This window comes from Bradyrhizobium sp. 33ap4, assembly GCF_032654765.1.
Lineage (GTDB): Bacteria > Pseudomonadota > Alphaproteobacteria > Rhizobiales > Xanthobacteraceae > Bradyrhizobium > Bradyrhizobium australafricanum.
In genome coordinates, this window is the sequence record NZ_JAUMTJ010000004.1 from 91,609 (window position 1) to 113,171 (window position 21,563).

The window sequence follows — 21,563 nt, forward strand, 5'->3', positions numbered from 1 at the left end:
CTAGCCCTTCGTCACCACGGCCTGGCCCGTCACCGGCGCGGAGATGAGCGGCGCATTGGCGGTGAGCCGGGCGAGTTCGTTGATCTGGCGCTCGGCGTCGGCCGCCATGCCGTCTGGCGCCTGGATCACCAGCCGCTCCAGCGCCCAGCGATAGGACGAGATGCGCCGCTCCAGGGCCTGCTGGACCCATTGCACGATCAGCGTGTTCTCTTCCATCCGCGCCACCGCATCGGCGCGTTCACGCGGCGACACATCGGCGATCATGTGGAGGCTGGCATTGCGCTTGCGATCGAGCTCGATCACCTGGATCGCGGTGGCGAAGAACGGCTCGAAGCGGGTGATGTCGTCGCGCACCTCGTCGATCAGCAGCGAATAGCGCGAGGCGAACGAGCGATGCGGCTCGTCGATCAAATTGCGGCCATAGGCGGTGCGATCGAACACGACCCTCTGCCGCCACGGCGAAGGCAGCGGCTGGTAGTCGCCGAATACGCTCTTCCACGCCGGACGCGACAGCGGCGGCTCGATGAACTGATAGGCGAGGTCGCGCAGCTGACGTTCGTGTTCGGTGAGCTGGAATTGCGAGGCGTTCTTGCCGATGCTGCCGGTCGCCTCGGCACCGATCCAGCGATGCATATCGTCGTTGCGGAAATCGGCCCGGGTGCGGCCGAAATCGCCGCCGCTGCAGCCGGCGAGCGCCGAGCCCGCCAGCAGCAGGATCAGCGCCGGGAGTGACCGCCGCGCGACGGTCCGCTGCACAAGCTCCGGCATTGCCCGATGTCCGCGATCAGGAGCGGCGTCGGCGACGGCGGCCCTGCGCAGTGCCCTGCTCCGGTCCGCGACCACCGCCGGTCTCCTCCGTCGTTCGCTCGATCCGGACGACGGGAAGGATCAGTACGGTCCCCATGCCTTCGCCAGCAGAACCGGCCATGCTCGGCCGCCGTGCAGCCGCATCCGCCGGAAACTCAACGATGGTGCCCATGTTCCGTTCTCTCTGGCCCCGCACGGACATGATTTGCCCCGCGCATGCCGAGTTAAGAACGCGCATGGTTAATGACATCTTAAGCCGCCGGTACGGACGGTTACGGATATGGCGCTGTGCCTTAATAGACACGCGCAAATTCGAGCATTCACCTTCACGGCTTGTTTTCCTTAACTGCCTCTTAAAACAGCCTGCGTAGGCTCGCTGCCACAAGGCTTTCAAACCGAAGTTCACTGGCAAGTCGCGTACGCCCGAGATGAGCGCAGCTCCGCTATTTCCTGGTTTCGATGGGCTGATGACGCTCTCCCGTCGCGAGGGCGTCGACATCCGCCCGACGCTGCTGCGCGTCCTGACCGACCTCTATGTGCAGGCGAGCGCCCACTCCGCCGATGAAGAGCGCCAGTTCGTCGAGTTGACGACGCGCCTGATCGACGAGGTCGACGACGCGACGCGTGCCGCGGTCCGCGCGCGGCTTGCGATCTATCCGGCGACGCCCGCGCGGATCGTGGACAAGCTCGGGCTGCGCCGCGTCGGTCCCGACCAGCCGATGCCGGCGGCCACGCCAATTCCCGCGCCCGCCCCGTCAGCGCTGCCGGCCAAGGTCCCGACCGAAGCCGAGCTGCGGATGGCCGCGAGCCTTGCCATGCGGCCAAACGATGCCGCCGAAATCTCCGACATGTTCTTTGCCGCCAGCACGAGGGAGCGCGCGCAGATCCTGCACAATCTGCAGGAGACGCCGCTGAAGGCCGCGGCGCGGATCCCGGCCGCGCGCGCCGCGCGCGCGATCCATATCCTGGAGATGGCAGCGTTTGCCGAGGACCTCGATAACTTCACGCTCGAACTCGGCGAGGCGCTGATCCTGCCGTCGCGGATCGCCGCGGACGTCGTCAACGATCCCGGCGGCGAGCCGCTCGCCTGCGCGATGCGGGCGCTTGACGTGTCGAGCGCCGCGTTCCAGCGGATCCTGATGTTCCTCAATCCGGAAGCCGGCTCCTCGGTCAACTACGTCTATCGGCTGTCGCGGCTCTACGATCGCCTGAGCGAGCGCTCGGCGTTGGTGATGCTGGCGGCGTGGCGCGGCTCGACCATGGCGGTGGCCCGCGCCAGGTATCGCTCGTCGCTCTATGACGATGAGCGTCATCGCGTGCGCGCGACGGCGTCGCAGACGCGCCCCGCGTTGCAGCCCGGCAGCGCGCCCGCCATTCGCAACCAGAAGTCCGGAAGCTAGTTTTTCGCCAGATCAAGAAAGTGCCGCCCGGCACGGTCCTCGGTCTCGACGATCCAGGCGTCGGGATCGAAGCGGAGCTCCTTGGTCAAGCGCTCCTCGACAGATGGCTCGGATACCGGCTGTGGTGCCGTCGGCACGAACAGCCGCTCGACCGGACGGCTGTCATCATAGACCGTCTGCGGCGCCGGCGCATACAACATCGCGTTGCCGTCCATCAGCGCCACCTTGACGAACACGGCGCCGGCTTCCTCGGCGCCCTTCTTGCGGACTGCGCCGAACACGCCTTCGGTCTGGCAGCGGCGCAGATACGCCGCGACCCATATGCTGGTTTTCAATCGCATGCGCCGAGCTATAGGCCAGCGGCGCGGTCACGTCCAATTGTCACAGATGTCGTCACGCCGCGGCGGGTTGACCGAACCAATCGTCACCCATATCCTTGCATCTGCGGTGCAAGCCGCGCCCGGGTCCACGGGAAGGGTTGAACCCACTTGCACCAATTGAGCGGCCAACCAAGCCTTTGTGCAGCCGGTTTTGTGGACCATCGGCGATGATGCACGGAGGTTTCCATGGACCGATCGCCCGGGCGATTGAATCTCGATCATCTGAAGAAGCAGGCCAAGGAGCTCATTCGCCTTTATCGGCGGCAGGCGCCAGAGGCCTACGCGCGTTTCCGGCATGCGCTTCCGGCTGCGGCCGGGCGCAGCGACGCTCAAATCGCCGCGCTCAATCTGCGGCTGCACGATGCGCAGTCCTGCGTGGCGCGCGATCTCGGCTTCGCCTCCTGGCCGGACCTGCGGCGCTATGTCGACGCACAATTGCCGTCCGGTAAAAGCAAGGCCGATCGCGTGCGGCGATGGCTGCAGCTGGTCTATGCCGCGGACGTCGCCGGCACCACCGACCGCGCCAATCCGCGCGTTGCGGCGCGGATGCTCACCGAGGATTCCAGTCTTGTCGCCGACGATCCCTATCTCGCCTGCGCCATCGGTGACGAGGAGACAGTGCAACGCACCGCCAACGACGATCCCACATGGGTCAACCGTGCCGGCGGTCCGTTCAAACTGCCGCCGCTGGTCGCCGTGACGCATTCCAGCCTGCTGCAGATTCCGGAATTTGAAGCGCGGCTGCATCGCTGCGCACGCCTGCTGCTGCAGGCCGGCGCCGATCCCGACCAGCACATCAGCAGCCGCTGGCCGCCCGGAACGCTCGACGCACCCGATGACAGCAATCCGCTGTCAGCGCTGTACGGCGCCGCCGGCCGCAACCACGATCTCGAACTGACCAAACTGTTGCTCGAAGCGGGCGCCAATCCGAACGACAATGAATCGCTCTACCACTCGCTCGAAGGCTCGGTGACGACTGGCCTGCTGCTCGAGCATGGCGCACGGATCGCCGGCACCAACGCGATGTACAAGGTGCTCGATGACGAGAACGTGGCGGCGCTCGACCTGCTGCTGCGGCACGGCGGCAATCCAAACGAACCCGCCGGCAACGCGCCGCTGACCGAATGCGGCTCGCCGTTGCTGTGGGCGATCCGCCGGCGGCGGTCGCGAACCTGCATCGCGATACTGCTCGACGCCGGCGCGGATCCGCGCATCACGACACCAGGCGGGCTCAGCGCCTACAGGTACGCGCTGCAGTTCGGACTGACCGAGGTCGCCGAGTTGCTCCGCGAGCGTACCGGCGACGAGACGCTTGCCGATGATGAGCGGTTCGTCGCGGCGTGCAGCAGCGGTGACGAGAGCGAGGCGCGGCGAATCCAGGCCGGTCGGCCCGATCTTCCAGGTTCACTTTCACCGCGGCAATTGCGGTTGCTCCCGGAGCTCGCCGCGGCAGGCGGCGACGATGCGGTGCGGCTGATGGTCGAGCTCGGCTGGCCGATCACGGTGCGCGGCGGCGATTGGGATGCGTCGGCACTCAATCACGCGGTGTTCCGCGGCAATGCCGGCCTGACGCGATTCCTGCTCGAGCACGGCGCGGAGTGGACCGAGCAGCACGGCTTCGGCGACAACGTGTCCGGCTCCTTGTCATGGGCCTCCTGCAACGAGCCGGTCAGGGGCGGCGACTGGGTGGCCTGCGCGCAGGCCCTGCTCGATCACGGCATGCCGCGCGCTATTCCGGATCGCGACGATCCGGAATGGGTGCTGGTGGCCGGCCGCAGGAAGCTGTTCTCCGACGAGGTCAGGGACGTTCTGCTGGGCGACGCGCCTTAACTCGTCATGGCCGGGCTTGTCCCGGCCACCCACGTCTTGGCTGCAACAAGTCTCAAAGACGTCAATGCCCGGGACAAGCCCGGGCATGACGAATACATATTCAATGCCTTCGCAGAGAGACTACTCGATCGAATGGCCGATCATCGCGCCGAGCTCGCGCACCAGGCGATCGGACATCTGTCCGGTCACCGGCAGCTTGCGGGCGCGCTCGAACTTCGCGATCGCGTGCTGGGTGTCGGCGCCGATCGTGCCGGTCGGCTTGAGCTGGCCGTAGCCATACTCGGTCAGTGTACGCTGGACCGCGGCGATGCGTTTTCCGGCCGGGCTCAGATGCTGTGTCGGAATCGACGCCGGCGGACGAATGACGCTGGACGGCGCGGCGGCCGGGGACGGTGCTGCGGCCGGTGGCGCAGTGGTCGATTTCAGCACCAGATTGGCCATCGGATCGACCGGCTTGGCCTCGACCTTGGGTTCTGCCGGCTTGGCTTCGACGGACCTGGTCTCGGCCGGCTTGGTCTCCACCGGCTTCACGTCGACGGGCTCGGCCGATCGGGCAGCCGCCTCGGCCGGACGCGGGCGCGGTATCGGGCTGGTGGCCGCGGCAACCGGGGCCGGCGGCGGCAACGTCACAACCGAACCGCCGAACATCGGCGACGGATGACGGCCCGCCTGCAGGAACAGCGCATTGATCAGGATCGCAACGATGGCAGACGTCGCCAGCACGCCGGCGACCAGATCCTTCGGACTGTGCAGCAGCAGGCGCAGGACGAGGCCACGTTCCTCCTCGGCCGCGATGGCCACTGCCTTGGCGCCGCGGCGACGGCGCGGCGTTTCATCGTCATCCAAAGTCTGTCTAGGCACTCTTCTTCACCTGATGGGTTTGCTCTTGTAGTCCGGAACGCAGCGCGGGCTTCAGGGTCGAGACATTGCTGGACGGCTCGACGGCGGCGGGCGGGGTGAACGCCAGCGGCAGCGCGACCGATACAATGGTGCCCTCGCCCACCTTGCTCTCCACATTGATTTCGCCGTGGTGCAGGCCGACCAGCCCCTTCACGATGGAAAGACCAAGACCGGTGCCCTCGTGGCGGCGCTGATAAGTCTTGCCGGCCTGGAAGAACGGATCGCCGATCCGCTTGAGATCATCGGCGGCGATGCCGACGCCAGTGTCCGAGACACGCAGCACCAGCCGCGATCCCTCGACACCGGCCGACACGGTGACCTTGCCGCCGCGCTCGGTGAACTTGATGGCGTTCGAGACCAGATTGAGCACGATCTGCTTGAACGCGCGCGGATCGCCGTTCACGATCGGCAGATCGTCGGGCACGCGGGTGACGAGATCGACGCCGCTCTCGCGCGCCTTCAACGCCACAAGATTGCAGCAATTGAGCAGCGCCGGCCGCGGCGCAAACGGCTCCGGCGAAATCTCGAAATTGCCGGACTCCATCTTCGACATGTCGAGGATGCCGTTGACGACCGACAGCAGATGCTGGCCGGAATCGTTGATCAGCTGCGCGTATTCCTTGCGGCGGGCCACGTCGAGGCCGAGCACGTCTTCCTGCGCGATCATCTCGGAGAAGCCGATGATGGCGTTGAGCGGGGTGCGCAGTTCGTGGCTCATGGTGGCCAGGAAGCGCGTCTTCGACGCATCGGCCTGCTCGGCCACATTGCGCGCCTGTTCGAGCGCCTGCTCCTGCACCTTGCGATCGGTCACGTCGCGGATCACGGCGACGACCTCGGCATCGGCGGCGGCCTGATCGAGCGGGCGGCAGCGCATCTCGGCCCAGATGAATTCGGCGACGGCTTCGCCCCGCGCACCGTCACGGCGCACGCGGAACTCGACGCTGCGGGAGTCACCGCGCGCGGCGTCCGACAGCGCCGTGAGATAGGCCGGGCGATCGGCGACATGAACGCGGTCGAACAGGCCGTGGCCCAACAGCCGCGATGCCGGCACGCCGAGCATGTTCTCGGCCGCGGGCGAAATGAAGCGCACCGCGCCGTTGCGGCTGTGCCGCGACAGCACGTCGCTCATGTTATGCGCGAGCAGGCGGTAGCGCTCTTCCTCGACATAGAGCAGCGCCACGCTGGTGCGCGCCAGCGACTCCGCACCGAAGGCGAGCCCGGCGGCGTAGAAGATCCCCGACACGACGCCGAAGCCGACCAGCGTGCTGTTCGAAGCAACCGCGGGATCGACGACCGGCAGTACATGATAATGGCCGAGCACGCTCAGCAGCGCCGCGCAGATCATCGCCAGCGCGAACGCAAACGCCACCACGCGCCGGGAGGCCGACAGCGCCGCCTCGATCGGAATGACGACGAGCCACACGGCGGCGAACGAGGCGAGGCCGCCGGTCGTCGCCGCGATCATCATCACGAGACCGGCGAGCGCCAGCGACGACAGCACATGCGCGCCTTCATAGCGGCCGGTGCGCGACAGGAACCACGACAGCAGGATCGGCGCGATCAGCCAGGCGAATGCCGCGACCTCGATCGCCGTCGGCGCACCGCGCATCGCAAGAAAGGCAGGGAACGAGGCAAGCGCCGCCAGGCTGCCGAGCAGCCGCGGCGCCATGAAGGCACGATGGCGCGCACGCGTCAGCGCATCATATTGCGCCGACGGATGCAGCAGCGCATCCAGGCAATCGCGGATCAGACTCAAACTACTCACAGCACTCGCGCTTCGGCTCAATCGTCAACTCAGACGCGCCGGAACGCCTCCTTCGTGATTGCAGGTCAACGTGTCAGAGCGAACTTAAGCGAACGCTAAGGCTGGGCGGCGTGCCGCCAAACACCGTGCATTGGAGCGGGTTTGACCCGCTATTCACCGGCCATTTGTCGGGGATGGTGAACGGCTGGTTTCCGGATGCGACATTCTATGGTTTCGAAATGGTGGACGCGGCGAATCCTGCGTATCCGGCGCGCGTCGGCCGCCATCAATCGAAAATTTACGGCGAATCAATTCAGGCGAATTTTCCGCGATTTTTCGGCGGATTTACTTCAATGCAGATACTTCCGATTTATCGACCGATGCTAACCCTCAAGGCCAATAGCGGCATCGACCGCTCAAGAAGCAAGACAAGATAGACGACCGGGATCGCGCCATGTTCTTCCTGCTGCGTTTGGCATTCTGGCTCGGGCTTGTGCTCGTGCTGCTGCCGAGAGACAAAACACCTGAAGCGGACAAGGCGCCGCAGATCAGCGCGTCGGACGCGGTGTCGGCCGCGACCGCGACGATCAACGACATGGGTCAGTTCTGCAAGCGCCAGCCGTCCGCCTGCGAGGTCGGCGGCCAGGCCGCGACCGCAATCGGCCAGCGCGCGACCGACGGGGCGCGCAAGCTCTACCAGATCATCACCGACAAGAAGCCACCCGATCACACCGGCTCGATCGGCCAGGACGATACCGATTCAGCCACCGCGTTCCGCGATACGCTGACCGCGGAGGATCAGTCGATCGAATTCCGCCTGCCGCCGACGCCGTGAGCGGAAACCAAGGCGCTGTCGAGCGAGGCAGGCACCGGTTCGCGTGAAGAAAACGCGTCAAAACAGCCGGGAACCGGTTCCATTTTCATCGCTTTCGCGGCCCGCCTTCCTATATAAGCCGTCAAGGACAGGACGCGGGCCACGATGACGACGATCGACGAAATCAGGGACAATTTTGCGCTGCTGGACGAGTGGGACGACCGTTACCGCTATGTCATCGAGCTCGGCCGCACGCTCGAACCGTTGTCGGAGGCGGAGCACTCGGCCGAGAACAAGGTGCAGGGCTGCGTCAGCCAGGTCTGGCTGTCGAAGCGGATCGAGCGCGATGCCAACGGCGAACCGCGCCTGATCTATATCGGCGACAGCGACGCCCACATCGTGCGCGGCCTGGTCGCGATCGTGCTGACGCTGTTTTCCGGGCAAACGCCCAAGGAAATCCTCGGCACCGACGCGCTCGCGCTGTTCGACGAATTCGGCTTCCGCGACCATCTGACGCCGCAGCGCTCCAACGGCCTGCGCTCGATGGTTGACCGCATCCGCAACGATGCGCGCGAGGCGCTGGCGTCCGCCGCGTAGATCTTTACTTCCGCTTCCGCGCCTGCTGACCGAGACCCATCTTCTTGGCGAGCTGCGATCGCGCCACCGCATAGTTCGGCGCCACCATCGGATAGTCGGCCGGCAGGCCCCATTTGTCGCGATACTGCTCCGGGGTCATGTTGTACTGGGTGCGCAGATGGCGCTTCAGCGACTTGAAGCGCTTGCCGTCCTCGAGGCACACCAGATATTCGGGCGTGATCGACTTCTTCATCGACACCGCAGGCTTGGCCGGCTCGCTCGGCGTGTCGTTGCGTCCGCTCGACACCCGCAGCAAAGCGGAGTGGACCTGGCTGATCAGGTTCGGAATGTCCGAGGCCGGCGTCGGATTGTTGCTGAGATAGGCCGAAACGATGTTGGCGGTCAGCTCGACCGGCGTTTTGCCTGACGTATCGGACATGGCTCAATCTTCCCCGTGCTCTCGGCAGCCCGGCGCCCACCGGACAGTATCCATGCGCAGCAATACATTAATGGAATCGCGTACTACTTTGCGAATATGCACGAATTGCAGCAAATCTGACAACAACGGCCGCGTTTCCGGCTACGGGCCGGCCGCGCGCAAGTATTGGCCCGGATCTTAAGGCCGCTGCTCCAGATGCGACCTGAGCTCGTCGATCGAGGCAAATCGCATCATGCCCTCCGGCATCTGCGCCTCGATTGATCCGTCCGAATAGAGCGAATAGGCCATGCCGTCGACGACGCCGGATTTGAGCACGGTCACCGGCGGCTGCTCCTGCGGCGGCGGCGGATGGCCCGACGACGGCGAGGCGGCGGCGGCCGACTGGGCCTCGCCGAAGGTGGATGGCGTCCGGGGGCCGCGCCGCGGGGCGACGTCGACCGGCCGCGGCCGGTCGGCCTTCGGCCAGGCATCGTCGAAGGTTGCCGACGCCGGTTCGGCCGAACCACCCGGATTCGGACGCAGTTCCGGCGACAACAGATCCGGCGTGAGCGGTTCGGCGGCACGCCCCTGGCTCCGCTCGCGCTCCTTGCGCGAGGAGGAAAACAGCAGATTGCGCCGCTTGGGCGGCGCAGCGCCATCCGCGGGCGCGGCCGCCGGTGCGGGCGGCGGCACCTCGCCTGATGCGCCGCGCGACGCGATCTCGTCGTGCCAGGGCGGCGCCGCGGGAGCGGATGGCGGGAACGCTGGAGCCAGCGGCGGAGGCGCCGAGACCTTCGGCTCAGGCGGCGGGAACACCGGATCGTCGGGAGTGCCGCGCGGGGAAGTTGCAGACGGCGACCCGGACCGCAGACCCACTGCCACGACGGCATCGAGCCGGTCGCCCATGGCCTGGAGTTCGCGAAGGATGGCGGCAAGGGCGAGAACAATCACGCCGGTACATGCGCCGGTCACGCCTGTTGCGATCAACGTGCCGCCGACGCTGAATTCCTTGTTTGGAATTCCGAGGCCGATCGCCGCCAAGCCCGCCACGACCAGGCCCGCGCCGACGACCAACAGACCAACCTTCATCGAACTAACCCCCGGGAGACCCATCCGAAAATCGGCGCGGGCCACCAACGCCACGATACCGTCATATTGCCCACACCGCCAACCGCCAATTGTAGACAGAGTTCCCTAAAATCCCGCTTAACCAAGCCGCGATGCGTTGCTTCACCGCGGCCGCAGTGGCTGTCGGGCAGCCAGCTCCCGTAGATCTACTGGCTACGAATTGCTGCCAATTTATTGCAACGCATCTGGGAAATTACGCCACAATTACCAATTACTCGGAAACGGAACTGCGCTATGGATGCCGGGGAATGAGGCCCTAAAGCGCCAATCTGGGCCACAGGCACGCCGGTATCACTAGCTATGTCATCGATTACGACGTCTGCCCTCGAGGCGCCTGCGCGGCGCTCGGTGGAGAAGACCTGCGACGATCTCGCTGTCCTCGTCCTCGGCGTGGTCGCCGTGGTCGCCGGCTTGACGTTCCGCGATTACGGTCTGGGCTGGGACGATTACACCCACGCTGAATATGCCGACCTCCTGCTGCGCATGTACGAGTCCGGGTTCAAGGACACCGGCGCGCTGTCGTTCGCCAATCTGTATATGTACGGCGGCGGCTTCGACATGGCCGCGGCCTTGCTGCACAAGCTCATTCCGCTCGAACTGTTCGAGACGCGCCGCCTGCTCGGCGCGATCGTCGGCGTTATCGGCCTTGCCGTAACCTGGCGCCTGGCACGCCGTGTCGGCGGCCCGCTGGCGGGACTGGCGGCGCTGCTGCTGCTGGCGCTGTGCCCGACCTTCTACGGCCACATGTTCATGAATCCGAAGGATGCCCCGTTCGCCGTGGCGATGGTGGTCCTGATCATGGGCCTGGTCCGCCTGATCGAGGAATATCCGGCGCCCTCGCCGCGCACCATCCTGATCGTCGGCCTGGGGGCAGGCCTGTCGATCGGCTGCCGCGTGCTTGGCGGGCTCGCATTGATCTACGCCGTGGTCGGCTTCGTCCCGCTCCTGATCGAGGAATTCCGCAAGCAGGGCCCGCGCGAGGCGACCCACCGCTTTGCCCATGTCGTCTATGTGCTGCTGCCGGGACTTCTGCTGGGCTATCTCGTGATGGGCCTGATCTGGCCGTGGTCGATCATGGAGCCCGGACATCCGCTCGAAGCGGTAACCTATTTCTCGCACTTCTTCGAGAAACCGTGGAAGGAGATGTTCGACGGCGCGCTGGTGTCGGTGCCGGACATGCCGTGGTCCTATCTGCCCACCTTGTTCGCGCTGCAGCTTCCCGAAGTGCTGCTGGTGCTGCTGGCAGCCGCCGTCGTCATCACCCTGATGTCGCTGTCGCGCTACGACGTCACCGCAAAGCGCAAGTCGATCATGCTGATGCTGACGCTGGCGGCGACGCTGCCGCTGGTGATCGCGATGGTGAAGCGGCCGGCGCTCTATAACGGCATCCGCCACTTCATCTTCGTGATTCCGCCGATGACGGTGCTGGCCGGCGTCGCATTCGCGCGCGGCATGGACTGGCTCGGCGAGAACCGCCGGGCCTGGCAGCCCGCGGCGCTCGCCATGTTCGCGTTCGGCCTCTTGCTGCCACTCAGCGAAATGATCCGCCTGCATCCGTATCAGTACACGCACTTCAACCACATCGCCGGCACGGTGCGGACCGCGGACAACTTCTTCATGCTGGACTATTGGGGCCTGGCGCTGAAGCAGGCATCCGACGGACTGCGCGAACAGCTGGCGGAGCGGCAGGAAGTGCCGCCGCAGAACCGCAAGTGGAAGGTCGCGGTGTGCGGACCGCAGCGCCCCGCGCAGGTGGCGCTCGGCCCTGATTTCACGATCGGATGGGACAGCAATGCCGCCGACTTCGCGATGACGCTCGGCGAATTCTACTGCAAGGGCCTGGCCGCGCCTGTCATGGTCGAGATCAAGCGCGACGACGTCGTGTTCGCCCGCGTCTACGACATCCGCGGCCGCAGCATCTCGAGCCTGCTGGCGATCCCGGCGCCGTAGCGCATCACGCTGCCCACTGACGATTGCCGTTCGGATCGTGGGCCGCATGCCGACATGACTGTCACGCCGTTACCCTGCCTTGCTGCGGTCCGGCGGCGGCGCTACGCTTGGATCAAGCAATAACGCCATCAATGGAGCAATCGGCCATGTCGCCAGCGGAAGCGCGCCTGAAGGAAGTGCCGTCGGATATGAGTGCGGCGGAATGGGAGCAGCGGATCAATCTTGCTGCCTGCTACCGGCTGGTCGCGCTCTATGGCTGGGACGATCTGGTCGATACCCACATCTCCGCCCGCGTACCGGGGCCCGAGCATCACTTCCTGATCAACCCCTACGGGCTGATGTTCGACGAGATCACCGCGTCGAGCCTCGTCAAGGTCGACCTCGACGGCAACCAGCTTTCGAAGAGCGACTACAGCATCAACCCGGCCGGCTTCACCATCCATTCGGCGATCCACGAGGTGCGCGAGGACGCCGGCTGCGTGCTCCATCTGCACACCGTCGACGGCACCGCGGTGTCGAGCGGCCCCGACGGGCTGCTGCCGCTGAACCAGACCGCGCAGCTCGTCACCCACGACCTCGCCTATCACGACTATGAAGGCATCGCGCTCGATCATGACGAGCGCCCGCGCCTGCAGCGCGATCTCGGCAGCAAGAACCACATGCTGCTGCGCAATCACGGCACCCTGACGGTCGGCCGCTCGGTCGCATCCGCGTTCGAGCGGATGTACCATCTGGAGCGCGCCTGCTCGATGCAGGTGGCGACCCGCGCGCTCGGACCGATCGCCTATCCGGTCGACCAGCATGCGATCGACAAGAACACCGAGCTGCTCTCCAACCCGGACCGCGCCGAGCTGCGCTCGACCCAGCTGGTCTGGCCGCCGCTGCTGCGCAAGCTCGACCGGGTCAATCCCGGCTACCGTGATTGAAATTTCTCAATCTTCGGGTAGGCTATCGGCCAACATCCTCTGCACTACCGAATCAAAACGCCGCCCAATTCCGGGCGGCGTTTTTACGTGAATTGCCGTTGCGCTATTTGGCGTCGCCGAACGCCGCCAGGATCCGCGCCCAGGAGCGGATGCCCTTGTGGTAGCTCTTGAGGTCGTACTTCTCGTTCAGCGAATGGATGTTGTCGTCGTCGAGCCCGAAGCCGATCAGCACGCTGTCGAGGCCGAGCGTGTGCTTGAAATCGGCGACGATCGGGATCGAGGCGCCGGAGCCGATCAGCAGCGCCTCCTTGCCCCATTCGTCGGTCAGCGCACGGCGCGCGGCTGCCAGCGGCTTCATGTTCCAGTCGAGCGCGATCGCCGGCGCGCTGGAATGGTCGGTGAACTCGGCCTTGCAGTCGGCCGGCAGGCGCGCCTTCACATAGTCGCGGAACGCCTTTCGGATATTCTCGGGATCCTGTCCCTCGACCAGGCGGAACGAGACCTTCGCTGACGCCTCGGCCGCGATCACCGTCTTGGAGCCCTCGCCGGTATAGCCGCCGACGATGCCGTTGATGTCGCAGGTCGGGCGCGAGGAGACCTGCTCGATCAGGAGCCGGTCCTTTTCGCCGGCGGGCACCGAGAGGCCGATCGGCTTGAGGAAGCTCTCCGGCGTCAGATTGAGCTGCTTCCACTGGGCCAGAATATCCGGCGGCAAATCCTTCACGCCGTCATAGAAACCGGGGATGGTGATGTGGCCGTTCTCGTCATGCAGGCCGCCGAGGATCCGCGTCAGCACGCGGATCGGGTTCTGCGCGCCGCCGCCGAACACGCCGGAATGCAGGTCGCGATTGGCGGCCTTGATCTTGACCTCGTCATAGACCAGGCCGCGCAATGAGGTGGTGATCGCCGGCGTATTCGGGTCCCACATGCCGGTGTCGCAGACCAGCGCGAAGTCGGCCTTGAGGTCGTCCTTGTTCGCCTCGAGGAACGGCACGAAATTCTTCGAACCGATCTCCTCTTCACCCTCGATGACGATCGTGATGTCGACCGGCAGCGATCCCGTCACCGTCTTCCAGGCACGGCACGCCTCGACGAAGGTCATCAACTGTCCCTTGTCGTCCTCGGCGCCGCGCGCGACGATAATCTTGCGCCCGTCGGCATGGTCGGTCACGACAGGCTCGAACGGCGGACGGTGCCAGAGATTCAACGGATCGACCGGCTGCACGTCGTAGTGGCCGTAGAACAGCACATGCGGGCGTCCGTCGCTCGAGCCGTTCAGCTTGCCGACCACGGCCGGATGGCCGGCGGTTGGCCGCACTTCGGTCTTGAAGCCGAGGGTTGCGATATCCTTGGCGAGATGATCGGCAGCCGCCTTGCAGTCATCAGCGAAGGCCGGATCGGCCGAGATCGATTTGATCCGCAGCAGCGTGAACAGCCGCTCGAGACTGTTGTCGAAATCGGCGTCGATGCGGTCGAGGACGGGCTGCAGCTTGGCGTTGGACATCGCGGATATCCTTTTTGTTGGACGTTGCGCCAAGTTGTAGCGCGCCCGCCGCGGGAGGCAAAGCCGGTCTCCCGCTTCAGCCGACCGGCGCGATGCTATCGGCGCAGCAATCCACCGAGCGCGCCGCGCACCAGCGCCCGGCCGATCGAGCCGCCAACCGAACCGCCGAGCGATTTGCCGAGATCGGCGGCCACGCCACCGATCACCTTGTCGGTCACCGAGCGCGTGACGCTGCGCGCGATCACCTGTCCGGTCGACATGCGGCCGCGCTTGACGTTGGTGCCGAAGATCGTGGACGCGATCGAACCGAGCTGGCCGAGGATGCCGCCACCCTCGCCGCCAGCGCGGCCGTCCGCCGGCGCCGCCGTCCCGGCGAGCCGCTTCTGGATGATCTCGTAGGCGGATTCGGCATCGACCGCGGTGTCGTATTTGCCCTTGACCGGGCTCGCATCCATGATCGCCTTGCGCTCCTCCGGCGTGATCGGCCCGATCCGCGCCGACGGCGGGCGCACCATGACGCGCTCGACCATCGACGGCGTGCCGCCGCCCTCGAGGAACGACACCAGCGCCTCGCCCTTGCCGAGCTCCATGATCACCCGCGCGGTGTCGAGCTTCGGATTGGGCCGGAAGGTCTGTGCGGCCGCGGCAACCGCCTTCTGATCGCGCGGCGTGAAGGCGCGCAGCGCGTGCTGCACGCGGTTGCCGAGCTGCGCCAGTACCTTGTCCGGCACGTCGATCGGATTCTGCGTGACGAAATAGACGCCGACGCCCTTGGAGCGGATCAGCCGCACCACCTGCTCGATCTTGTCCATCAGCGCCTTCGGTGCGTCGGTGAACAAGAGATGCGCCTCGTCGAAGAAGAACACCAGCTTCGGCTTCGGCAGGTCGCCGGCCTCCGGCAATTCCTCGAACAATTCCGAAAGCATCCAGAGCAGGAAGGTGGCGTAAAGCCGCGGGCTCTGCATCAGCTTGTCGGCGACCAGGATATTGACGATGCCGCGGCCGTCGCGGTCGGTCCGCATGAAATCCTTGAGCGCCAGCGCCGGCTCGCCAAAGAACTTGGCACCGCCCTGGTTCTCGAGCACCAGGAGCTGACGCTGGATCGTTCCGACGGTCGCCTTGGACACATTGCCGTAGCCTTGCGCGGCCTTACGGATCGGCGCCAGCGGATCCTCCTCGTCGTCGGCAGCCTTCTTGCTGCCGTCCGGGGCGATCGCATCCAGCAGCGCCCGCAGGTCCTTCATGTCGATCAGCGTGAGACCGTTCTCGTCGGCGACACGGAAGGCAACATTGAGTACGCCCTCCTGCACGTCGTTCAGATCGAGCATCCGCGAGAGCAACAACGGTCCCATCTCGGTGACGGTGGCACGCACCGGATGGCCCTGCTCGCCGAACACGTCCCAGAATACGGTCGAGAACTGATCCGGCTGGAAGGTCAGGTCCATCTCCTTGGCGCGCTTCAGGATAAAGTCCTTGGCCTCGCCGACTTCGGAGATACCGGAAAGATCGCCCTTGATGTCGGCTGCGAAAACCGGAACGCCGGCGCGCGCAAATCCTTCAGCCATGACCTGTAGCGTGACGGTCTTGCCGGTTCCGGTCGCACCGGTCACAAGGCCGTGGCGGTTGGCCAGTGCAAGCGTCAGCCAGGCTGTTTCCTCGCCCTTGCCGATAAAGATCTTCTCATCGGTATCGGCCAACTTGGTGTCGGACGTCGCCATCGCTTCGCCTCTTAACGCGATTTTAAATCGGCTCGATCCATTCGAACCGATGACATCATATTGCATCTTGCAGGTCGATTGAAACCATCGGCGCGCACTGATGTATATTGTCGCTGCACCAGTTCCTCATACTTTATTCCCGGCCAAGATTCCGGGCCAAGTGACGAAAGGCATTGCGCATTGCGACAAGATGGTGTGAATCCGCCGCTCAATCTTGCAGAGGTGCAACACTCCCGACGCGATCGAAAAAGAAAACGAACTGAAATGCGCGGATCGCTTGTATTTCGTGACACAGGCGCTCAAGATAAATCTTCAAGAATGATCCGGCAAAAACCGGTTGAGGCGGGGCAATATGGACGAATTGGTTGGGCAGCTGGCCGCGAAGGCCGGCATCGACGGTGCTGTCGCTGAAAAAACCATCGGCATCGTTCTGGGTTTCCTCCGTAACGAGGGACCTTCCGACAAAGTTCAGGCTCTGATCGACCAAATCCCCGGCGCCGAAGCGGCAATCGCCGCCTCCAACAACAGCGGTGGCCTATCGCGGTTGATGGGTGGCGGTCTGATGGCTGTCGGCACCCGGCTGATGGCGCTCGGATTGAGCATGAGTGAGATTCAGAACGTCGCGCGTGAACTTTTCAGGTTCGGCCGCGACAAAATCGGAGCGGATCAAATGGGCGAGATCATCTCGGGGACGCCGGGCCTCAGCCAGTTTGCCTGAAGCATTCTCCCAAAACGCCATTGCACGTGCGCTCCCTTCTACCTGCATACGAGTATCATGACATACCCCCTCTCCGAGATCGAAGGCCTGTCCGCCTATTGCGCCACCAAACTGAAATCGCAGGGTATCCGCACGACCGACGCACTGCTTGAAGCCGCCCGCACCGTCAAGGGACGCAAGGCGCTCGCCGCCAAGACCGGGATCAGCGAACAACAATTGCTCGAATGGGCCAACATCTCCGACTACATGCGGATTCCCGGCATGGGCAAGGCGAAGGTCGGTCTGGTCCGCGCCGCCGGCGTCACCACCGTGCGCGAGCTCGCGCACCGCAACCCGTCGCGGCTCGCGCAGAGCATGAAGGACGCCAATGTGCGGCGTAAGCTCGTCCGCGTGATGCCGTCGGAGAAGTCGGTCGAGCTGCTGATCGAAGAGGCACGCAAGCTGCCTCCCAAGATCACCTATTAGCCTGTCTTAACGGCATTCGGCCGCCGGCCGCGTCACCCGCCATCGCCACACCTTGACTTGCCGCTGCGGTCAGCGCAAAGCCACCGCATGATGGCGAGCAAGCCCATGGCATCGACGGTGACCGGCCCGGCCGTATCGGCGCGGCTGCCGGCGCTGTTGTCGCGGCCCTATCCGGCCGTGATGGGCATCCTGAACGTGACGCCGGACTCGTTCTCCGACGGCGGCCAGTTCGCCGTACCCGAAGAGGCGTTGGCACAGGCCCGCAAGCTGGTCGCCGAGGGCGCCGATATCATCGACATCGGCGCGGAATCCACCCGTCCCTACGGCTCGCAGCCGGTCACCGCCGAGGCCGAGATGGCGCGGCTTAAACCGGTGTTGGCCGACGTGATCGCGCTTGGCGTGCCGGTCTCGATCGACAGCATGAAATCGGAGGTCGTGGCCTGGGCGCTCGACCACGGCGCTGTCATCGCCAATGACGTCTGGGGCCTGCAGCGCGATGCCGGCATGGCGCCGCTGGTCGCCGCACGCGGCGTGCCCGTGATCATCATGCACAATCGCGAGCAGGCCGATCCGGCGATCGACATCATGCAGGACATCGCCGCCTTCTTCGAGCGCTCGCTCGCGATCGCCGCAAGCGCCGGCATTTCGCCCGATCGGATCGTGCTCGATCCCGGCATCGGCTTCGGCAAGACCCCTGAGCAGAGCATGATCGCGCTGGCGCGGCTTGCCGAGCTCGACGCGTTCCACCTGCCGCTGCTGGTCGGCGCCTCGCGCAAGCGCTTCATCAGCACGGTCGCGCCGTCGGAGCCGCAACAGCGGATCGGCGGCTCGATCGCGGCGCATCTGATCGCCGCGCAGAATGGCGCCCGTATCATCCGCGCGCATGACGTCGCCGAAACCGTTCAGGCGCTGCGCGTGGCCGCAGCAATCGAGGGACAGCAATGACCGATACGATCTTCATCACCGGGATCGTCATCCATGCCCGTCATGGCGTGATGGAACATGAAACGGAGGTCGGGCAGCGCTTCGTCATCGATCTCAAGCTCTATACCGACCTCTCGGAATCCTCGCGCACCGACCGCCTTTCAGATACGGTCTCCTATTCCAACGTGGTGGCGACCGCGACATCGGCATTCAAGAACACCAACTACAAGCTGCTGGAGCGCGCCGCCGGCGCGGTGGCCGAGGACATCCTGGCGAGCTTCCCGCGCATCCGGGCGGTCAAGGTCACGGTGCACAAGCCGCACGCGCCGATCGCCGCGATCTTCGACGATGTCGGCGTCGTGCTGACCCGCTCGCGCCATCAACCGCCCCAGGGTTGAACGCAGATGGCTGACGTCCTGATCGCCCTCGGCGGCAATGTCGGCGACGTCCGCACCACGTTTCGCAAGGCGATCGCCAATATCTGCGGCATGACCCAGGCCGCGCTTATCGCACGCTCGTCGGATTATTCGACGCCGCCCTGGGGCGAGCAGCAGCAGGACAGCTTCATCAACGCCTGCATCGAGATCGAGACCAGTCTCGATCCGCATGCGCTGCTGTTCACGCTGCACAAGATCGAAGCCAAATTCGGCCGCGACCGTGCCAATGAGCAGCGCTGGGGGCCGCGCACCCTCGACCTCGACCTGATCGCCTATGACGACGTCACACTGAACAAGCCGGAACTGACGCTGCCGCACCCGCGTTTGTTCGAACGCGCCTTCGTCTTGGTGCCGCTCGCCGAGATCGTTCCTGACCGCGTCATCGCCGGGCGCCGCGTCGCCGATGCGCTGGCGAAGGTCTCTACAGACGGTATTTTCCGTCTAGCGGACCTCGATTAAAGCGAAACCACCGCAAACAACCGTTTGGCTTGGCCGCCCGCCCGTGGCAATTTCCGGCCAAATCAAGGGGCCCCGCGCGGGGCCGGTGAAGGACGATTTGGGCGGATGACGACCTCGACTGACGATTTGGCTCTGGCTTCGGATTTTCGACCTGCGACCTATGACGACTGGCGCAAGCTGGTCGACGGCGTGCTGAAGGGCGCCCCGTTCGAGAAGCTGGTCGGCAAGACCTATGACGGCCTGAAGATCGATCCGATCTACCGCCGCGCCGCCAATTCAAGCCCGCTTGCCGGCCGCGCCGCCGCTGCACCCTGGCAGATCCTGCAGCGGGTCGATCATCCCGATGCCGCACAGGCCAATGCGCAAGCGCTGCAGGATCTCGAGAACGGGGCGACCGGCCTCGAATTCGAGTTCGCCGGGGGTCCCGGTGCGCGCGGCTTCGGTCTTGCCGACGCCAGCAAGAAGACGCTGGCGCGCGCCTGCGGCGGCGTCCATCTCGATGCCGGCATCATGATCGCGCTCAATCCGGTGATCGGCCGCGAGAACGCCGGCGAGACCTTTGCCGACATGGTCGAGGCCCGCAAGCTCGACCCGGCCAAGCTCGATCTGCATTTCAATTACCAGGCGCTCAGCACCATGGCCGTGCGCGGTGCTGCGGCCATCGCCTGGCCCGACTACGAAAAGTCGTTCGGCCAGGTCGTCAATGGCCTCATCAAGCGCGGCTTCAAGGGGCCGTTCGTGCTGGCCGACGGCCGGCCGGTCCATGATGCCGGCGGCTCCGAGGTGCAGGAACTCGCGTTCACGCTTGCGCTTGGCCTCGCCTATCTGCGCATGCTGGAGGGCGCCGGCATCGAGCTCGACGCGGCGCGCGCGGCGATCTCGTTCCGCCTCAGCGCCGACGCCGACCAGTTCCTGACGATGGCGAAATTTCGCGCGCTGCGGCTGCTGTGGGCACGTGTCGAGCAAGCCTGCGGACTTGCGCCGAAGCCGATCTTCGTCAACGCGCAAACCGCCTGGCGGATGCTGACCCAGCGCGATCCCAATGTGAACATGCTGCGCGCGACGATCGCGACCTTTGCGGCCGGGCTCGGCGGCGCCAATGCGATCACGGTGCTGCCGCACACGCTGGCGCTCGGCCTGCCTGATGACTTCGCCCGGCGCGTGGCGCGCAACACGCAACTCGTGCTGCTCGATGAGTCCAACCTCGCCAAGGTCTCCGATCCCGCGGCCGGCGCCGGCGGCATCGAGACGCTGACCTCGCAGCTCTGCGAGGCGGCGTGGACGCTGTTCCAGGAGATCGAGAAGGCCGGCGGCATCTTCGCCGCACTCGAGCAGGGACTGCTGCAAAACAAGGTCACCGCGACGCGATTGCTGCGCGAGACCAATGTGGCGAAGCGCCGCGACGTGCTGACCGGCGCCAGCGAATTTCCGGATCTGCGCGAGGCCGCCCCCGCGGTGCTGGATGTGAAACCATCAGCGCCGGCGTCCCTCGCCGGCGCCAAGGTGAAGTTCGACGCCCTCGCGCCGATGCGGCTTGCCGAACCGTTCGAGGCGCTGCGCGACAAGTCGGATGCCGCGCTGAAGGCGCATGGCGCACGGCCGAAGATATTCCTGGCCAATCTCGGCACCGCCGCGGACTTCACGGCCCGCGCGACCTTCGCCAAGAGCTTCTTCGAAACCGGCGGGATCGAGGCTATCGACAGCGAGGGTTTTGCCGACGCGGCGGCGCTGGCCGCGGCCTACAAGGCCTCGGGCGCCACGCTGGCGTGCATTTGTTCCTCGGATAAGGTCTATGCCGCCAGCGCCAGTGAGGCCGCCAGGGCCCTTCAAGGCGCCGGTGCAAGGCATATCTATCTGGCAGGGCGGCCCGGCGACCAGGAAGCGGCGCTGCGGGCGGCCGGCATCGGCGAGTTCGTCTTCGCCGGCGGTGATGCGCTGGCGACATTGCGCGACGCCTATCGGCGGATGGAGCAGACATGAGCGCAGAGGCACCATCGACACCCGTTCTGACCGGCGGCTGCCAGTGCGGCGCCGTCCGGTTTGCCGTCTCGGCGGCACCGACCCGGATCAGCATCTGCCACTGCCGGATGTGCCAGAAAGCGTCCGGGGCGCCATTTGCCTCTTTCGCCGACATCGATCGCAACGACTTCAGATGGACCCGCGGCAAGCCCGCCGCGTTCAGATCCTCCTCGATCGCCGAGCGCGACTTCTGCGCCGCCTGCGGAACGCCCCTGAGCTTCCGCCGCATCGACGGGCCCCGCATCGAGATCATGACCGGCGCCTTCGACCGGCCCGACCGGGTGATACCGACGCAACAATTCGGAACCGAGTCCCGCCACGGCTGGGTGGTCGGCATCGCCAACCTGCCGAGCCAGACCACGATGCAGAATTACGGACCGGACAAGATGGCGACCATCGTCAGCCATCAGCATCCGGACCACGATTGAGTTAGAAGCTACAGCGAT

At 65.5% G+C, this 21,563-nt stretch carries 23 protein-coding genes; 14 read left to right on the forward strand and 9 right to left on the reverse strand.

What is annotated here, in order from left to right; genetic code table 11:
* Window positions 1–768 (reverse strand): hypothetical protein, encoded by a 768-nt coding sequence (locus Q2M23_RS04450; protein ID WP_038379546.1) that lies wholly within the window; start codon window positions 766–768, stop codon window positions 1–3.
* Between the two features lie 16 nt (window positions 769–784).
* Window positions 785–979 (reverse strand): hypothetical protein, encoded by a 195-nt coding sequence (locus Q2M23_RS04455; protein WP_316394530.1) that lies wholly within the window; start codon window positions 977–979, stop codon window positions 785–787.
* A 295-nt stretch (window positions 980–1,274) separates the two neighbouring features.
* On the opposite strand from Q2M23_RS04455, the gene Q2M23_RS04460 reads away from it, so the two are divergent.
* Window positions 1,275–2,207, forward strand: a complete 933-nt coding sequence (locus Q2M23_RS04460; RefSeq protein ID WP_143271184.1) for a DUF2336 domain-containing protein — start codon at window positions 1,275–1,277, stop codon at window positions 2,205–2,207.
* Here Q2M23_RS04460 and Q2M23_RS04465 read toward each other — a convergent pair.
* The gene (locus tag Q2M23_RS04465) at window positions 2,204–2,548 is read right to left on the reverse strand and encodes a DUF1491 family protein (RefSeq protein WP_092079509.1); all 345 of its coding nucleotides are present in this window, start codon (window positions 2,546–2,548) and stop codon (window positions 2,204–2,206) included. The two genes, Q2M23_RS04460 and Q2M23_RS04465, sit on opposite strands and share 4 nt — an antisense overlap.
* Window positions 2,549–2,773: 225 nt before the next feature.
* Between Q2M23_RS04465 and Q2M23_RS04470 the strand changes: the two genes are divergently transcribed.
* Entirely contained in the window at window positions 2,774–4,417 is a 1,644-nt protein-coding gene (locus Q2M23_RS04470; protein WP_310885003.1) for an ankyrin repeat domain-containing protein, read from the forward strand.
* A 120-nt stretch (window positions 4,418–4,537) separates the two neighbouring features.
* On the opposite strand, the gene Q2M23_RS04475 is transcribed toward Q2M23_RS04470, so the two are convergent.
* Both Q2M23_RS04475 and Q2M23_RS04480 read right to left on the reverse strand, forming a co-directional pair.
* The gene (locus Q2M23_RS04475) at window positions 4,538–5,278 is read right to left on the reverse strand and encodes a peptidoglycan-binding domain-containing protein (RefSeq protein ID WP_199805192.1); all 741 of its coding nucleotides are present in this window, start codon (window positions 5,276–5,278) and stop codon (window positions 4,538–4,540) included.
* On the reverse strand, window positions 5,271–7,073 hold the full coding sequence (locus Q2M23_RS04480) for a PAS domain-containing sensor histidine kinase (RefSeq protein ID WP_410469690.1): 1,803 nt from the start codon (window positions 7,071–7,073) through the stop codon (window positions 5,271–5,273). Before Q2M23_RS04480 ends, Q2M23_RS04475 begins: the two co-directional genes overlap by 8 nt.
* A gap of 119 nt (window positions 7,074–7,192) precedes the next feature.
* Here Q2M23_RS04480 and Q2M23_RS04485 point away from each other — a divergent pair, with 119 nt between their 5' ends.
* From Q2M23_RS04485 to Q2M23_RS04495, 3 genes are all read left to right on the forward strand, one after another.
* A complete protein-coding gene (locus tag Q2M23_RS04485; protein WP_316394539.1) occupies window positions 7,193–7,498 on the forward strand; it encodes a hypothetical protein in 306 nt (101 codons plus the stop codon).
* A 17-nt stretch (window positions 7,499–7,515) separates the two neighbouring features.
* A complete protein-coding gene (locus tag Q2M23_RS04490) occupies window positions 7,516–7,896 on the forward strand; it encodes a DUF5330 domain-containing protein (protein WP_316394540.1) in 381 nt (126 codons plus the stop codon).
* Between the two features lie 144 nt (window positions 7,897–8,040).
* Entirely contained in the window at window positions 8,041–8,472 is a 432-nt protein-coding gene (locus Q2M23_RS04495; protein ID WP_141343262.1) for a SufE family protein, read from the forward strand.
* Between the two features lie 4 nt (window positions 8,473–8,476).
* Here the strand turns inward: Q2M23_RS04495 and Q2M23_RS04500 are convergent, their stop codons facing one another.
* Together Q2M23_RS04500 and Q2M23_RS04505 are read right to left on the reverse strand one after the other, a co-directional pair.
* Complete coding sequence (locus tag Q2M23_RS04500; protein WP_057015640.1) at window positions 8,477–8,890, reverse strand: MucR family transcriptional regulator; 414 nt, start codon at window positions 8,888–8,890, stop codon at window positions 8,477–8,479.
* A 177-nt stretch (window positions 8,891–9,067) separates the two neighbouring features.
* Window positions 9,068–9,958 (reverse strand): DUF308 domain-containing protein, encoded by an 891-nt coding sequence (locus Q2M23_RS04505; protein WP_316394547.1) that lies wholly within the window; start codon window positions 9,956–9,958, stop codon window positions 9,068–9,070.
* 339 nt (window positions 9,959–10,297) lie between these two features.
* On the opposite strand from Q2M23_RS04505, the gene Q2M23_RS04510 reads away from it, so the two are divergent.
* A complete protein-coding gene (locus tag Q2M23_RS04510; protein WP_076833154.1) occupies window positions 10,298–11,947 on the forward strand; it encodes a glycosyltransferase family 39 protein in 1,650 nt (549 codons plus the stop codon).
* 146 nt (window positions 11,948–12,093) lie between these two features.
* Window positions 12,094–12,873, forward strand: a complete 780-nt coding sequence (locus Q2M23_RS04515; RefSeq protein ID WP_028331642.1) for a class II aldolase/adducin family protein — start codon at window positions 12,094–12,096, stop codon at window positions 12,871–12,873.
* A 103-nt stretch (window positions 12,874–12,976) separates the two neighbouring features.
* On the opposite strand, the gene Q2M23_RS04520 is transcribed toward Q2M23_RS04515, so the two are convergent.
* Window positions 12,977–14,377 (reverse strand): M20/M25/M40 family metallo-hydrolase, encoded by a 1,401-nt coding sequence (locus Q2M23_RS04520; protein WP_316394551.1) that lies wholly within the window; start codon window positions 14,375–14,377, stop codon window positions 12,977–12,979.
* A gap of 95 nt (window positions 14,378–14,472) precedes the next feature.
* Window positions 14,473–16,095 carry a helicase HerA-like domain-containing protein gene (locus Q2M23_RS04525; RefSeq protein ID WP_316394553.1) on the reverse strand — a complete coding sequence of 541 codons (1,623 nt, stop codon included), beginning with the start codon at window positions 16,093–16,095 and terminating at the stop codon, window positions 14,473–14,475.
* A gap of 352 nt (window positions 16,096–16,447) precedes the next feature.
* Here Q2M23_RS04525 and Q2M23_RS04530 point away from each other — a divergent pair, with 352 nt between their 5' ends.
* The 7 genes from Q2M23_RS04530 to Q2M23_RS04560 all read left to right on the forward strand — a co-directional run bounded on the left by Q2M23_RS04530 (window position 16,448) and on the right by Q2M23_RS04560 (window position 21,545).
* Window positions 16,448–16,813 carry a hypothetical protein gene (locus tag Q2M23_RS04530; RefSeq protein WP_016841849.1) on the forward strand — a complete coding sequence of 122 codons (366 nt, stop codon included), beginning with the start codon at window positions 16,448–16,450 and terminating at the stop codon, window positions 16,811–16,813.
* A gap of 57 nt (window positions 16,814–16,870) precedes the next feature.
* The gene (locus Q2M23_RS04535) at window positions 16,871–17,278 is read left to right on the forward strand and encodes a DUF4332 domain-containing protein (RefSeq protein WP_018270650.1); all 408 of its coding nucleotides are present in this window, start codon (window positions 16,871–16,873) and stop codon (window positions 17,276–17,278) included.
* Between the two features lie 87 nt (window positions 17,279–17,365).
* Entirely contained in the window at window positions 17,366–18,223 is an 858-nt protein-coding gene (gene folP / locus Q2M23_RS04540) for a dihydropteroate synthase (RefSeq protein WP_410469685.1), read from the forward strand.
* Entirely contained in the window at window positions 18,220–18,600 is a 381-nt protein-coding gene (gene folB, locus Q2M23_RS04545) for a dihydroneopterin aldolase (protein ID WP_316394564.1), read from the forward strand. The genes folP and folB overlap by 4 nt, the downstream gene beginning before the upstream one ends.
* A 6-nt stretch (window positions 18,601–18,606) precedes the next feature.
* Entirely contained in the window at window positions 18,607–19,098 is a 492-nt protein-coding gene (folK, locus tag Q2M23_RS04550) for a 2-amino-4-hydroxy-6-hydroxymethyldihydropteridine diphosphokinase (RefSeq protein ID WP_028331647.1), read from the forward strand.
* A 105-nt stretch (window positions 19,099–19,203) separates the two neighbouring features.
* On the forward strand, window positions 19,204–21,078 hold the full coding sequence (locus Q2M23_RS04555; RefSeq protein ID WP_316394567.1) for a methylmalonyl-CoA mutase family protein: 1,875 nt from the start codon (window positions 19,204–19,206) through the stop codon (window positions 21,076–21,078).
* Window positions 21,075–21,545, forward strand: coding sequence for a GFA family protein (locus Q2M23_RS04560; RefSeq protein ID WP_057015646.1), 471 nt, complete (start codon window positions 21,075–21,077; stop codon window positions 21,543–21,545). The genes Q2M23_RS04555 and Q2M23_RS04560 overlap by 4 nt, the downstream gene beginning before the upstream one ends.
* The last annotated feature ends 18 nt before the right edge of the window (window positions 21,546–21,563 follow it).

Excerpts from the sequence above, each read along its gene's own strand:
- Q2M23_RS04450 (WP_038379546.1), bottom strand. The coding sequence starts at position 768 with ATGCCGGAGCTTGTGCAGCGGACCGTCGCGCGGCGGTCACTCCCGGCG.
- Q2M23_RS04455 (WP_316394530.1), bottom strand. The coding sequence starts at position 979 with ATGGGCACCATCGTTGAGTTTCCGGCGGATGCGGCTGCACGGCGGCCG.
- Q2M23_RS04460 (WP_143271184.1), top strand. The coding sequence starts at position 1,275 with ATGACGCTCTCCCGTCGCGAGGGCGTCGACATCCGCCCGACGCTGCTG.
- Q2M23_RS04465 (WP_092079509.1), bottom strand. The coding sequence starts at position 2,548 with ATGCGATTGAAAACCAGCATATGGGTCGCGGCGTATCTGCGCCGCTGC.
- Q2M23_RS04470 (WP_310885003.1), top strand. The coding sequence starts at position 2,774 with ATGGACCGATCGCCCGGGCGATTGAATCTCGATCATCTGAAGAAGCAG.
- Q2M23_RS04490 (WP_316394540.1), top strand. The coding sequence starts at position 7,516 with ATGTTCTTCCTGCTGCGTTTGGCATTCTGGCTCGGGCTTGTGCTCGTG.
- Q2M23_RS04495 (WP_141343262.1), top strand. The coding sequence starts at position 8,041 with ATGACGACGATCGACGAAATCAGGGACAATTTTGCGCTGCTGGACGAG.
- Q2M23_RS04500 (WP_057015640.1), bottom strand. The coding sequence starts at position 8,890 with ATGTCCGATACGTCAGGCAAAACGCCGGTCGAGCTGACCGCCAACATC.
- Q2M23_RS04505 (WP_316394547.1), bottom strand. The coding sequence starts at position 9,958 with ATGAAGGTTGGTCTGTTGGTCGTCGGCGCGGGCCTGGTCGTGGCGGGC.
- Q2M23_RS04510 (WP_076833154.1), top strand. The coding sequence starts at position 10,298 with ATGTCATCGATTACGACGTCTGCCCTCGAGGCGCCTGCGCGGCGCTCG.
- Q2M23_RS04515 (WP_028331642.1), top strand. The coding sequence starts at position 12,094 with ATGTCGCCAGCGGAAGCGCGCCTGAAGGAAGTGCCGTCGGATATGAGT.
- Q2M23_RS04520 (WP_316394551.1), bottom strand. The coding sequence starts at position 14,377 with ATGTCCAACGCCAAGCTGCAGCCCGTCCTCGACCGCATCGACGCCGAT.
- Q2M23_RS04525 (WP_316394553.1), bottom strand. The coding sequence starts at position 16,095 with ATGGCGACGTCCGACACCAAGTTGGCCGATACCGATGAGAAGATCTTT.
- Q2M23_RS04530 (WP_016841849.1), top strand. The coding sequence starts at position 16,448 with ATGGACGAATTGGTTGGGCAGCTGGCCGCGAAGGCCGGCATCGACGGT.
- Q2M23_RS04535 (WP_018270650.1), top strand. The coding sequence starts at position 16,871 with ATGACATACCCCCTCTCCGAGATCGAAGGCCTGTCCGCCTATTGCGCC.
- folP (WP_410469685.1), top strand. The coding sequence starts at position 17,366 with ATGATGGCGAGCAAGCCCATGGCATCGACGGTGACCGGCCCGGCCGTA.
- folB (WP_316394564.1), top strand. The coding sequence starts at position 18,220 with ATGACCGATACGATCTTCATCACCGGGATCGTCATCCATGCCCGTCAT.
- folK (WP_028331647.1), top strand. The coding sequence starts at position 18,607 with ATGGCTGACGTCCTGATCGCCCTCGGCGGCAATGTCGGCGACGTCCGC.
- Q2M23_RS04555 (WP_316394567.1), top strand. The coding sequence starts at position 19,204 with ATGACGACCTCGACTGACGATTTGGCTCTGGCTTCGGATTTTCGACCT.
- Q2M23_RS04560 (WP_057015646.1), top strand. The coding sequence starts at position 21,075 with ATGAGCGCAGAGGCACCATCGACACCCGTTCTGACCGGCGGCTGCCAG.